Annotated in this window: 13 protein-coding genes and 1 pseudogene; 9 read left to right on the top strand and 5 right to left on the bottom strand. The window is 72.3% G+C overall.

Translation table 11 applies throughout. From position 1 onward, the window contains the following. Positions 1-22 precede the first annotated feature (22 nt). Entirely contained in the window at positions 23-202 is a 180-nt protein-coding gene (locus J2754_RS08005; protein WP_188876863.1) for a hypothetical protein, read from the top strand. Here the strand turns inward: J2754_RS08005 and J2754_RS16585 are convergent, their stop codons facing one another. Next, entirely contained in the window at positions 203-1,048 is an 846-nt protein-coding gene (locus tag J2754_RS16585) for an HFX_2341 family transcriptional regulator domain-containing protein (protein ID WP_342590112.1), read from the bottom strand. It lies immediately after the preceding gene. Positions 1,049-1,075: 27 nt separating this feature from the next. Then, a complete protein-coding gene (locus tag J2754_RS07995) occupies positions 1,076-2,371 on the bottom strand; it encodes a DUF92 domain-containing protein (protein ID WP_188876868.1) in 1,296 nt (431 codons plus the stop codon). A gap of 91 nt (positions 2,372-2,462) precedes the next feature. Here J2754_RS07995 and J2754_RS07990 point away from each other — a divergent pair, with 91 nt between their 5' ends. Next, positions 2,463-3,071, top strand: a complete 609-nt coding sequence (locus J2754_RS07990; protein WP_211087143.1) for an undecaprenyl diphosphate synthase family protein — start codon at positions 2,463-2,465, stop codon at positions 3,069-3,071. A gap of 73 nt (positions 3,072-3,144) precedes the next feature. Here the strand turns inward: J2754_RS07990 and uppS are convergent, their stop codons facing one another. Then, positions 3,145-4,068, bottom strand: a complete 924-nt coding sequence (uppS, locus tag J2754_RS07985; protein WP_188876870.1) for a polyprenyl diphosphate synthase — start codon at positions 4,066-4,068, stop codon at positions 3,145-3,147. A gap of 158 nt (positions 4,069-4,226) precedes the next feature. Between uppS and J2754_RS07980 the strand changes: the two genes are divergently transcribed. The 6 genes from J2754_RS07980 (at position 4,227) to J2754_RS07955 (ending at position 8,117) form a co-directional block, all read left to right on the top strand. Further along, positions 4,227-4,652 carry a DUF5778 family protein gene (locus J2754_RS07980; RefSeq protein ID WP_188876871.1) on the top strand — a complete coding sequence of 142 codons (426 nt, stop codon included), beginning with the start codon at positions 4,227-4,229 and terminating at the stop codon, positions 4,650-4,652. Positions 4,653-4,750: 98 nt separating this feature from the next. Next, the gene (locus tag J2754_RS07975; protein ID WP_188876872.1) at positions 4,751-5,416 is read left to right on the top strand and encodes a precorrin-2 dehydrogenase/sirohydrochlorin ferrochelatase family protein; all 666 of its coding nucleotides are present in this window, start codon (positions 4,751-4,753) and stop codon (positions 5,414-5,416) included. Next, positions 5,413-6,732, top strand: coding sequence for a glutamyl-tRNA reductase (hemA, locus tag J2754_RS07970; protein WP_211087142.1), 1,320 nt, complete (start codon positions 5,413-5,415; stop codon positions 6,730-6,732). Before J2754_RS07975 ends, hemA begins: the two co-directional genes overlap by 4 nt. 46 nt (positions 6,733-6,778) lie before the next feature. Continuing rightward, positions 6,779-7,054 carry a 4a-hydroxytetrahydrobiopterin dehydratase gene (locus J2754_RS07965; RefSeq protein ID WP_211087141.1) on the top strand — a complete coding sequence of 92 codons (276 nt, stop codon included), beginning with the start codon at positions 6,779-6,781 and terminating at the stop codon, positions 7,052-7,054. Continuing rightward, a complete protein-coding gene (lwrS, locus tag J2754_RS07960; RefSeq protein ID WP_211087140.1) occupies positions 7,055-7,429 on the top strand; it encodes an LWR-salt protein in 375 nt (124 codons plus the stop codon). Between the two features lie 34 nt (positions 7,430-7,463). After that, positions 7,464-8,117 (top strand): HAD family hydrolase, encoded by a 654-nt coding sequence (locus tag J2754_RS07955; RefSeq protein WP_211087139.1) that lies wholly within the window; start codon positions 7,464-7,466, stop codon positions 8,115-8,117. A gap of 86 nt (positions 8,118-8,203) precedes the next feature. Here J2754_RS07955 and J2754_RS07950 read toward each other — a convergent pair whose 3' ends face one another. Then, entirely contained in the window at positions 8,204-10,075 is a 1,872-nt protein-coding gene (locus J2754_RS07950) for a molybdopterin biosynthesis protein (RefSeq protein WP_211087138.1), read from the bottom strand. A 34-nt stretch (positions 10,076-10,109) separates the two neighbouring features. Further along, positions 10,110-11,351 carry a molybdopterin molybdotransferase MoeA gene (locus tag J2754_RS07945; protein WP_211087137.1) on the bottom strand — a complete coding sequence of 414 codons (1,242 nt, stop codon included), beginning with the start codon at positions 11,349-11,351 and terminating at the stop codon, positions 10,110-10,112. 157 nt (positions 11,352-11,508) lie between these two features. Between J2754_RS07945 and J2754_RS07940 the strand changes: the two are divergent. Then, positions 11,509-12,450 (top strand): annotated as a pseudogene (locus J2754_RS07940) (hypothetical protein); the annotation flags it as partial.

The following is a 12,450-nucleotide window of genomic DNA, read 5'->3' as shown; positions in this document are numbered from 1 at the left end:
GCACCCGTCCGACGGCTCGAACGTGCGACGCGCCCTGTATCGCAACGGCGTCCGGACGGCGACACTCTTGTTCGTCGTCGCCGTACTCGCGTACGGGCCGCCACCCGTTCGCGCCGACGCGACGCGGAGCGACGTCGCTGTCGCCGTCGCGGTGGTCGTCGCGTTCGGCGTCGCGGCGACGCTGTACGACTACACGCGCTGACTAGTCCTCGTTCTGGTGGGCGCGCACCCAGAGCTCGCCGATGCGCGAGAGGTGGGTCCGGTGGGCGTTTCCGCGCGCCTCCTGCTCGACGTACCCCTTCCCCTCGGGACCGAGCCGGTCGACGTTGTAGATGACCTTCGAGCGGAAGCTGTCCGTGTACTCCTCGCCGAGCTCGCCCGCGAGCGTCTCCGCGAGCTCGCTCACGCTCTCGAACTCGCCGTGATCGCCGAGAGTGTAGAGGATGAGCTCCTCGAAGGGCTTGACGTTCGAGAAGGAGGCGACGGGGAACTCGATGATGTGACCGCCCTCCAGCTCTTTGGCGCCGATGGTGGTGCCGCGCTCGTCGAACTCGTCGAGTAGCTCGCGCGCGGCGTCGGCGCGTTCGGCGGCGGCGTCGGTGTCGACGCCGAAACCACTACCGCGGCGAGTGGTTCCGACCCCGCCGACGACGCATCCTCGACCGCGACCGGCGTCGCCGCGACCGACGGAAGCGCCGTCCCCTCGCCGACGCCGGCCGACGAACCGGACACGGGGCCGTCCGCCTCCGCCTCCGACACCGACACGCCGCCCGCCTCCGGCCCGACGTCCACGGCCGAGGCCGCCGAGGCGATCCGGGACACCGGGCGCTGTCACTGTTACGCCCCGGGATTCGAGCGCGTCGCCGACGTCGAAGCGGCCGCCGCGTTCGAGACGCTCCGGGACACCGACCCCGTTCCCATCCTCGTCGTCCGGGACGGCCCGATCACCCAGCGGCTCCTCGACGTCGCCGCACAGCGCGGGATCGAAGCCCTCGTCGGCGCCGGGCGCGCCGACATCGTGAAAGAACCCGTCGGCGTCGCGCTCCACACCCTCGACGAACTGACCTAACCCCCTTCAGAACGCCACGACCCCGAGGGCGAGCGCGAGGAGCGCGCTCGCCAGCCCACCGCAGCCGGTCGCGAGCGCGTTGACGGTCTGATTGCCGACGTAGCCGCCCTCGATGGTCGCGCCGGCGAGGCTGTCGACCGTCATCCCGACCACGCCGCCCGCGAGGACGAGCGTCGCCCCCGCGGTCGAGAACCCGAGGAGCGCATCGGCGAGGGCGGCGACGACGAGCGCGCCGGCGATCCCGGCGAGCTCGCCCTGCCACGTCACCGCGCCGTCGGTCCCCGGCGGGACCGTCTCGAACGTCGTGACGAGGTGTGGCGGGCCGTAGAGCGTGCCGATCTCCGAGGAGAGCGTGTCGGCGAGCGCCGCGGCGACGCTGCCCGCGAACGCGAGCGCGAACAGCGCGCTGGGGACGGCCAGCGCGGGACCGGCCGCGTAGCCGAGGAGCGCGACCACCGCCGCGAGCGAGTTCCCGAGGACGTTCCCGCTCCCCCGCGCGCCGTCGTTCTCCTCCGCGACGCCGATGTCCTGCTTCTCGTCGTAGCGGTACTTCGAGGCGAGGCCGCCGACGGCGAAGAACGTCACGAGCACGGCGAACCAGCCGTAGCCCCCGAGGACGAGCGCGAGCACCCCGAGGAACACCCCGGTGAGCATCCCGGTCACGGAGGCCGCACCGAGACCGTAGGAGAGGCCCCCGAAGACGACGGTGAGGGCGACGGCGACGGCGATCCGCGTCCACGACGGCGCCGGGTCGAGCAGCGTCAACAGCCAACAGACCAGGCCGACGGAGAGGACGACGTACGGGTAATCCCGCTCCGTGAACGTCTCGCGGAGGAGGCCGGCCAGCAGCGCGGCGCTGACCGCGAGGAACGCCATGAACGGCGTCAGCGCGGCCGTGACGACGACCTGACCGAGGAGCGCGCCGACGAGCGACGCGGCGACGAATCCGACGCTCCCGGCGAGCGCGCGCTCCCGGTATTCGAGGACGAGGCGCCGCCCGAAGTCGCCGTATCCGAGCGCGAGGACCGCGGCGGCGAACGCCCCGACGCCGACGTCGAAGGCGGGGACGAGCACGCCGAGGCCGGTCGCGGCGAGCGCGAACCCGAGGAGCGACCGGAGGCGGCCGGCGTTCTCGTCCCACGGGTAGGCGAACAGCCGGAACGCCGGACCGTCGGTGACCGCGTAGGCGAGCACGGCGACGGCGACGAACGGGGCCGCGGCGAACCGCCCGAGCAGCGGCGCGGCGAGCGCGAGCGTCGAGACGAGCGCGTACGCCGCGGCTCGACGGAGCGGCAGAGTCACTACCGGCGGTTATCACCGCCGCCGTACTTAAGGATCCCGAACGACGCAGCGGGACGTGAGACTTAGGGGCGCTCGCGTCCCATCTCGTCGCGTGGGCCTCTACGATCGCTACCAGTCGTGGCGCGTCCGGCGCGCCGACGCCGCCGTCCCCGACCACGTCGCGCTCGTCATCACGGAGCGCGACCTCCTCGAAGCCGGCGCCTACGACACGTTGGAGCGGTTCCTCTCCCTCGCCGTCGAGTACGGCGCGTCCCGCGTCACTGTCTCCGTGAGCGTCCTCGATCGCGCCGTCGTCGCGACGCTCGAACGCGAGCTCACGGCGATCGATAGCCCCCGCGAGATCGCGCTCCGCGGCCCCGACGACACCGAACGCGCCGACGCGCCGATCCAAGTGAGCATCGGCCTCGGCGGCAAACACGAGTTCGCGGAGGCCGTCCGTGCGATCGCCGAGGACGTCGATCGCGGCGCCCTCGACCCCGAGGACGTCGACGAGGCCACCGTCGAGGACCACCTCGTCTTCCCCACGGACCCCGACCTCCTGATCAAGACGGGGGCCGAGCGCCTCTCGGACTTCATGATCTGGCAGTCCGTCTACTCCGAGCTCTACTTCACCGACGTCAACTGGCGCGACTTCCGGGCGCGGGACTATCTGCGCGCGATCCGGGAGTACCAGGACCGACAGCGGCGGTTCGGGCGCTGACCCGGAGTCGGCCGCGGCGCTCACGCTCACGCGCGCTGGTCGGGTCGTCGTGCCACGGCGCCGCGCGGACCCGTCAGTCCGCGCGCGACTCGCTCTCGGCCTCGGCCTCGACGTCGACGTCCGCCCCCGCGGGCAGCGACTCGCGCAGGCGCGCGAGAACGTCGCGGGCCTCCCCCAGCTCCACGCTCCCGAAGGCGCGGACGAGCGCGAGGGCGCGTTCGGCCTTCGCGCGCTGCCAGGAGGCCTCGCGGGACTCGTAGGTGCGGATCGCGCGCAGGAAATCGACCTTCGAGAACGCCGGCCAGTAGGGCGCACAGAAGAAGACGGCGGCCTCGTTGCCGTTCGCGTGCCACGGCAGGAAGTTCGACGTCCGCTCGTCGCCGCCGGTGCGAACGATAAGGTCGACGTCGCGGACGCGGTCGTCGTGGAGGCGCGACTCGATCTCCGCGACGTCGACCTCGTCCGGATCGAGGGCACCGCGATCGACGGCGCGCGCGACGTCGCGGGCGGCCCCGAGGAGCTCCGCGCGACCGCCGTACGCGAGCGCGACGTTCAGCGTGAAACCGTCGTATCCGTCCGTGCGGCGTTCCGCGTAGTCCACGGCGTCGCGGACGCGCTCCGGGAGGCGATCGACCTCGCCGATGGCGCGGATCCGCACGCCCTGCTCGTGGACGCGTTCCGCGTCCGCGAACTCGCGGAGCTTCGCTTCGAGGAGGTCGAAGAGGCGCTCGCGCTCCTCCCGGGGGCGCTCGAAGTTCTCCGTCGAGAAGGCGTAGAGGGTGAGCTCCGCGACGCCGAGGTCGGCACACCAGTCGAGGACGCGCTCGGTGGTCTCCGCGCCCGCGTGGTGGCCGTCGCTCGGGTCCTCGCCGCGCTCGCGCGCGTACCGCCGATTCCCGTCCTGAATGACCGCGACGTGTGCCGGTGCGCCCGAGATCTCGCGTCGGAGGAGACGCTCGTAGGCGGCGTCGAAGCGGCGGCGGAGCCACCCTCGCATACGACCTCGGTTTCGCGCCGGTCGGCATGAGCCTTGCCCTCTCGCCGTCTCGCTCCGCCTTGCCTCGTCCCGCCCCGCCCCGTCTCGCTCCGCCCCGTCTCCCGATCCGCGACGCGCGGACCGTGAGCCCTTTAGTTCGGACTCGCGTGAGCCCCAACATGACCGAGACGGCGAACGCGGACCTCTACCGGCGCGCGGTCGAGCTGCTGAAACCCGGCGAGATCACGCTCCACGGGGCGGTCGTCCACACCGACCTCGACAACGAGGCGGAGAGCCTCCTCCACCGTCTCACGCTCGAAGCCGGGGACGTCGTCGCGGAACACGCCGGCGTCGACGCGAGCGACACCTACGTCTACTCCGGCAACGACGACGAGCGCTTCGGCGTGAACCAACACCAGGGGCGCACCGTCGAGGGCGACGAGTTCGTCTGGGAGTGCCAGCAGCTCATCCGCGACGACACCTACGACCTCGTGCTCTACTGGGAGGCCGGCGACGACGTGGACGCCGTCGTCGCGGACCTCGAAGCGCTCGACGACGCCGTCGGGGTCGTCGGCGTCACCGAGGACGGCTGGAACGCGGCCTAGTGGATGCGCATGCACACCCGGCGTCCTCGGCGCGACGGACCGACGACCGCGTTTCCCCGACGGACGCGTGCCGGGCGCCGAGCGCGAGGTGGACGCGCGTGATTCCGCTCGCCTTCGACTTCACGGACGAGTCGGTGCTCGTCGTCGGCGGCGGGACGGTCGGCGCGCGTAGGGCTCGGCGGTTCGCCCGCGAGGCGCGGACCGTCGTCCTCAGCCCCGCGTTCGCGGCCGCCGACTTCGGCGACGCCGAACTCGTGCGCGCGCGGGCGGACCGGGAGACGCTCGACGCGTGGCTGTCGCGCCTCGACCCGGCGCTCGTCGTCGCGGCGACGGACGACGGCGGGACGAACGAGACGGTCGCCGCGGCGGCCCGGTCGGCGGGCGCGCTCGTGAACCGCGCCGACCACGCGGGCGAGCGGGCGTTCGACGACGTCACCGTTCCCGCGACGGTCCGGGACGACCCGGTGACGATCGCGGTATCGACCGGCGGGACGAGTCCCGCGCTCGCCAAACGCCTCCGCGAGCGAATCGGCGAGGCGGTCGACGGAGCCGGGGCGATGGCGGACCTCACTGCGGGACTCCGAGCGGACCTAGAGGCCGCGGGAGTCCCCCCGGAGGAGCGGCGCGACGCGCTCCGCGCCGTCGTGCGATCGGAACCGGTTTGGAAGGCTTTACGTAGCGCAGACACCAAGAGCGACCAAGCGGTCGACGACGCCGTCCGGCGGATCGTGACGGACGTCGTCGACACGGAGTACACAACGTGAACCGGAACACGAGCGTCGTCTCGGGCGTCCGCGTCGCCCGCCCCGAGGCGACCGTCGAGGACATCGAGGACGCCCGAGCGGAGAGCACCGCGGCTCTGCTCGACGAGCTCGGCGCCCAGGGGGGTGTCGAGGAGGCGTACGCGCTCCAGACGTGCAACCGCGTCGAGGCGTACGTCGTCACCACCGACCCGGAGACGGGGCGCCGGGCCCTCGACGCCGTCGGCCTCGGCGAGCACCCCGCGGCCGTCGACTCGGGTCACGAGGAGAGCCTGCGTCACTTGATGCGCGTCGCGGCCGGCATCGAGTCGCTCGTCCTCGGGGAGGACCAGATCCTCGGGCAGGTGCGTCGCGCCTACGAGACGGCGGTCGATTCGGGCGACATCGGTCCCGTCCTCGAAGAGGGCGTGACGAAGGCCATCCACGTCGGCGAACGCGCGCGCACCGAGACGGCGATCAACGAAGGGGTCGTCAGCCTCGGGAGCGCCGCCGTTCACCTCGCCGGTTCGGAACTCGACCTCGCGGACGCGAGCGCGCTCGTCGTCGGCGCGGGCGAGATGGGATCGCTCGCCGCGAGGGCGTTCGACGCCGCGGGCGTCAAGGACGTCGTCGTCGCCAACCGAACGCCGGAGCGCGCCCAGTGGGTGGTCGCGGACCTCGACGCCCCCGGACGCGCCGTCGGCCTCGACGCCCTCCCGCGCGCGCTCTCGGACGCCGATGTCGTCGTCGCCGCCACCGGGAGCGACGGTCCCGTCGTCACCCCGGCCGCCGCCGACGACGCGGGCGAGACCTTCTACGTCGACCTCGGTCAACCCCGCGACGTCGCCCCGACCGTCGCCGACGACGCGGACGCGGCGGTCTACGACCTCGACGACTTAGAGGACGTCACCGACGAGACCCGGGAACAGCGGGCGAGCGCGGCCGTCGCCGTCGAGTCCATCGTCGACGAGGAACTCGACCGTCTCCTCTCGCAGTACAAGCGCAAGCGCGCGGACGCCGTCATCGCGCAGATGTATGAGAGCGCGGAGCGGACGAAGGACCGGGAGGTCGCGACGGCGCTCTCCCGCCTCGACGCCGCGAGCGACGGCGGCATCGGCGACGCCGAACGCGAGGTCGTCGAATCGCTCGCCGACGCGCTCGTCTCGCAACTCCTCGCCGCGCCGACCCGGAGCCTCCGCGAGGCCGCCGGCGAGGACGACTGGGAGACCATCGCCACCGCCATCCGGCTCTTCGATCCCGACATCGACGGCGCCGATCCGGCCTTCGGCGACGGCGCGGAGTCACCGCGCTTCGCCGCCGCCGAGACCGAGAACGACTGAGACGCGGGCCCCCATCGTTTTGGGGGTCGCCGCCGTCCCCACGAGTATGAGCGAGCTACTCACCGACGAGGAGATCGAGGACCGACTCCCCCCCGAGTGGGAGTACGTCGACGACGAGATCGTCCGTAGCTACGACTTCAACGACTACCTCGCGGGCGTCGCGTTCGCGAGCGAGATCGCCGACCTCGCCGACGAGGCCTTCCACCACCCGACGATCGTCATCGAGTACGACACCCTCGAGGTCCGATTCACGAGTCACGAGGCCGGCGGCGTCACGGAACAGGACCTCGAACTCGCGGCGGAGTGCGACGCGATCCGATAGATGGAGGGGCGGTACGTCTTCGGGGTCCGCTTTCGCGTCGACCCGACGCGCGACGTGACCGTCGATCCCGACGAGTTCGAGACGCGCCTCTCCCGGCCCGCCGAGACACCCAGCGAGGGGGGATGGCTCTTTTTCCGCGATAACCTCTGGCGCGGCGACCTCGCCGACGAGTCGCACTTCCGGAAGCTGACGGCGGCGGCGCTCGGCGGCGTCACCGTCCTCGACGTCAACTACCGGGCCTTCGAGGTGGACGCGGCGTACCGGGAGGCGTTCCGTGCGGCGATCGCGGCGGACCTCGACGCCTTCCGCGCCGACACCGTCGACGAGGTCGTACGCAAGTACCTCGGGAGCAGTCTCGAAGTCGACTCGGAGTAAACCACTTCCCGATCCGGGCCCTCCCTCTATCAGAATGCAGACGCGCCCGGCCTACGACTACTGGCTGCTCGACCTCGACGGGACGCTCGTGGACACGGAGTGGACGTACGTCCGTGAGACCTTCGACCGCGTCGAGGATCGACTCGGCGTCACCTTCAGCGATCGGCAGGCCGAAGTGCTCTGGCACGGTCTCGGCGGGGACCGAAACGACAGCCTCCGCGCGTGGGGGTACGACCCGGAGACGTTCTGGCCGGTCTTCGACGAGATCGACGACGCGACGGCGCGCGCGGAAGCCACCTACCTCTACGACGACGCGTCGTTCGTGGCGGCCCTCGACGGACCCGTCGGCCTCGTCACGCACTGCCCGGCCCCGATCACCGACGTCGTCCTCGATCGACTCGACGTCCGCGACTGGTTCGACGTCGTCCTCCCCTGCGACGAGGAGACGGGGTTCAAACCGGATCCCGAACCGCTCCACCTCGCGCGCGCCGACCTCGGCGTCGACGCCGCCGCGAACGGCGTCTACGCGGGCGACGGGATGAGCGACGTCGACGCCGCCGCGAACGCCGGCCTCGACTCCATCCACGTCGAGCGCCACGACCCCGGTCGTCGCGGCGTCTGCGTCCTCGGCGACCACCGGGTCGAGTCGTTCCACGACCTCGCGGGCTCCCCGAGCGGAAGCGATTGACGGGGCGCGGCGCGCGCCGCCTCGCTACCAACGCTCGCGCCGCCGTCCGAACCATCCGTCCCAAGACACCCGTATCGGCCGTGACGCTACGCGTCCTCGTAGCCCGGTAGATCGGCGACGAGCCCCGAGAGACCGGTCAGCGCGTCGCCGAGCGCCCCGACGCCCGCCTTGTCCGCGCGGTCGGGGTTCGCGAGCGCCCGAACGCGCTCCGCGCCCACCGAGACGAACCCGAGGTCGAGCTTCGCGGCGCTCGCGCGCAGGGCGAGGCCGGCGTCGGCGTCCCCGCGCGCGACCGTCCGCGCCGGGGACTCGTGGGCGCGGACGGTGCGCTCGTACCCCCGGATCGCGGCCGGGTCGACGCCCACCTCGTCGAGCGCGGCGTCGAACGTCGCGCGCAGGCCGCTCGCCGTCGTTCGGTTCACGAAGTCGACGTCAGCGTCGGCGAGGTCGACGAGACCCGAGACGTCGGCGGGGTTCCCCGCGGGGACGACGAGGCCCCACTCGCGCGTCCACGCGGCGAGCTCCGCGGTCGCCGCGTCCGGTTCGTCGGGTCCGCTGGCGACGACGACGTCCGGGAGGCCGTCGCGGAGGCGGCGGAACCCCGTGCGCGTCCCCGTCGCGAGGTAGCGTGGCTCGCGCACGCCGTCGAGCGCGCGGGCGAACAGCGGGTCGTCCTCGCCGACGCAGAGCACGGCGGGCGGGCGGACGTCCGGCGAGAACAGCTCGACGGTCACGCGCTCACCCGCCGCGAGATAGTCCGTGTCGGCGTCGACTTCGACGACGCCGTCCGCGTCGACGAGCGACGTCGTCGCGCCGCTCCCCTTGTCGACGGGGTAGACGAGCGTCTCGCCCGCACCGTCCGCGACGAGGCCGACCGGCATGAGGCGCGTGCGGCCCTGACCGTAGCGCTCCCCGTCGGCGAGGCGGCCCGTGACGGTCGCGCGCTCTGACTCCGGGCGACCGGCGGCCTCGCGGATCGCGGGCGCGACGAACGTCCGGAAGATCGTGAGCGCAGAGACGGGATACCCCGGGAGACCGACGTACGCGGCCCCGCCGAGGCGGCCGACGAGCATCGGCTTCCCGGGCTTGATCGACACGCCGTGTAGGAGGAGGTCGCCGCGCTCCTCGATGACGCGGTAGACGACGTCCACGGCGGAGGCGGAGGTCGAGCCCGAACTCAACACGAGATCGCAGTCGTCGGCCGCGGTCCGGAGCTGGCGTTCGAGCTCGTCGTAATCGTCGCCCGCGTGCGGGTAGAGGACGGCCTCGCCGCCCGCCTCCTCGACGGCCGCGGCGATGGTGTAGCTGTTGACGTCGTGGATCTCGCCCGCGCGGTGATCGAGCGGTTCGCCCGGCCGGACGAGTTCGTCGCCGGTCGAGACGACGCCCACCGTCGGCGTCCCGCGAACGGGCACCTCGGCGACGCCGAGCGCGGAGAGCAGTCCGATCTCGCGCGGCGTGATGCGGGTGCCGGGGCCGAGGGCGCGCTCGCCCGCGGCGACGTCCGCGCCCGCGGCCATCACGCTGTCGCCGGGCGCGACCGCCGTCTCGAAGGCGATCCCGCCGTTCCCGTCGTCGGCCTCCCGCGTTCGCTCGACCGGCACGACGGCGTCCGCGCCGTCGGGCAACACCGCCCCCGTCGATATCTCGACGCACTCGCCCGCCTCGACCGAAACGTCCGGCTCCACGCCCGCGTGGACGGTCCCGACGCGCGGGAGGACGACCGGATCGCGCTCGCTCGCGCCGACGGTGTCCGCGGCGCGCACCGCGTAGCCGTCCATCGACGCTCGATCGAACCCCGGTACGTCGATCCCCGCGTCGACGCGTTCGGCGAGCACTCGCCCGCGGCAGTCGTCGATCGGGACGGTCTCGGGCTCGGGGGCGATATCGAGCGACGCGACGATCTCGTGCGCCTCCTCGGGCGAGGCGAGGTCGCGGAACTCCTTGCGGTCTGTCATCGCTTCTCCCCCGTGCGTCGCCGGACTGTCGGGATCACGGCTCCACCTCCCACTGCTCGACGGTGACGGTCTCGCCGGCCGCGTACCCCTCGACCGACTCGGGGATCACGACCCAGCCGTCCGCGAGCGCGACCGTCGAGAGGACGCCCGACCCGCTCGTGTGCACCGGCTCGGCGCGTGGGCGCCCCTTGCCCTCGGTGTCCGTTTCGCTCCCCTCGTCGAGCGTCACCCGCGCGTACGTCCGCACGCCGGGCTCGCTCCGCAGTTTGCCGGAGAGCTCGGCTTCGATGCTCGGGAACGCCGGGACGGGCATTCCGCCGGCGTCCTTGACGACCGGCCGGAGGAACTGGACGGCGTTGACGATGCAGGCGACGGGGTAGCCCGGCAGACAGAGCACCGGCGTGTCGTCGACGACCCCGGCCGCGACGGGATGGCCGGGCTTGAGCGCGACGCCGTGGAAGACGAGGTCGCCAAGGTCCGCGACGACGTCCGGCGTCAGATCGCGTTCGCCGACGCTCGATCCGCCGGTGGTGACGACGACGTCCGCGTCGACGTCGCCGCTGATGGCCTTCCGGAGCGCGTCGGCGTCGTCCGTCACGACGTCCCGATAGCGCGCCGTCGCGCCCCACGACTCGACGAGGCGCGAGACGGTGAGGCCGTTCGTCTCGATCATCTCGCCCGGTTCGGGGTCGGATTGCACGAGCTCCTCGCCCGTCGGGATCACCGCGACCGACGGTGGGTCGTACACCTCGACCTCGCCGACGCCGCTCGCCTTCAACAGCCCGAGGTCGGAGGGGCGGAGCCGGTGGCCGGCGTCGTGGAGGCGCTGATCGGCCGCGACGTCCTCGTCGGGCGCGCCGACGTTCTCGCCGACCGCGACGCCGTCCAGCACCTCGACGTCGCCGCCGTACTCCTCGACGGCCTCGATCATCACGACGGCGTCCGCGCCGTCGGGGAGTTCGCTCCCCGTGTGGACGCGCACGGCGGCGTTCGGCCTCATCTCCTCGGCCGTCCGCAGGACCGCGGGGTCGCGATCGCTCGCGCCGACGGTGTCCGCGGCGCGCACCGCGTAGCCGTCCATCGCCGCGCGCTCGTAGCCCGGGACGGCGCGGGCAGCGCGAGTCGGCGCGGCGAGGGTCCGCCCGGCCGCGTGCGCGACCCCGACGGTCTCCGTCCGCCCGTGGGGCGCGACGGCCTCGCGGAGCGCCGCGCGGGCCTCGGCCACCCGGGTGCGCTGTTTGAACCCGGCGCGCCGGCGGTCGTGTGATCCGGTCATGCGAACGACTAGGGCCCGCCAGCCGAAAAGCGCCCGGGATCACCCCACGCCCGACCGTTAAACCGAGTTAAATCGGGTTAAACGGCACTCAAACCGCCGTATAGGTCGACACCGTTCAATACCCCTGCGACCCACGGCCCGGGTGGAGGCACGACCAATGACGCTCACCAAACTCGGCACCGTCGCGCTCGTCGCGCTGCTCGTCACCGCGGGCGGCGCGAGCGCGGCGACCATCGGTACCAACGCGGGAGCCACCACGGCTGCGACCGTCGACGGCGACCTCGCGGCTGACACGAACGCGACCGGGAACGTGACCGTCGCGGCGAACGAGACGACGACCGCGACGGCGGACACGACCACGACCGAGAACACCACGACTAACGAAACGACGACTGAGAACACGACGACGACCAACGAGACGACGACTACAACGACTGAGAACACGACAACGACCAACGAGACGAAGACGGAGAACGAGACCACGACTAACGAAACGACGACTGAGAACACGACGACAACGACCAACGAGAACGAGACGAACGCGAGCGCCGGCCCGCCGACCGACATGCCGGCTCAGGCGCCGGACCGCGTCTCGTCGATCCACGGCCTCATCAACGCGTTCTTGAGCGGTGACGTGTCGAATCTCGGTGCCGCGGTCAGCGACGTCGCCGGCGGCGAGGCTAACGCGTCGGCGAACGGTCAGGCCAACGCATCGGCAAACGGTCACGCGAACGCGTCGGAACGCGGTAACGCCGAGGAGCACGGCCAGTCGGACGCTGACGAGCACGGCCAGTCGAACGCCGAGGAGCACGGCCAGTCGAACGCCGAGGAGCACGGCCAGTCGAACGCCGACGAGGCTGACGACGACGACGGCTCCGATGCCGAAGAAACAGACGACGGCGACGCCGATGCCGGCGCGTCCGCGGACGCCGGCGCGCACGCCGGCGGTAGTGCGTCCGACGACGGTGACGCGAACGGTAACGCCGGTGGGAACGCCAACGCGAACGCGAACGGTAACGCCGGTGGGAACGCCAACGCGAACGCGAACGGTAACGCCGGTGGGAACGCCAACGCGAACGCGAACGGTAACGCCGGTGGG

The sequence above is a fragment of the Halarchaeum nitratireducens genome, from assembly GCF_017874695.1.
GTDB classification, from domain to species: Archaea; Halobacteriota; Halobacteria; order Halobacteriales; family Halobacteriaceae; genus Halarchaeum; species Halarchaeum nitratireducens.
Note: the sequence above shows the minus strand (reverse complement) of the source record. Positions and strands in the feature narration are given on the sequence as shown.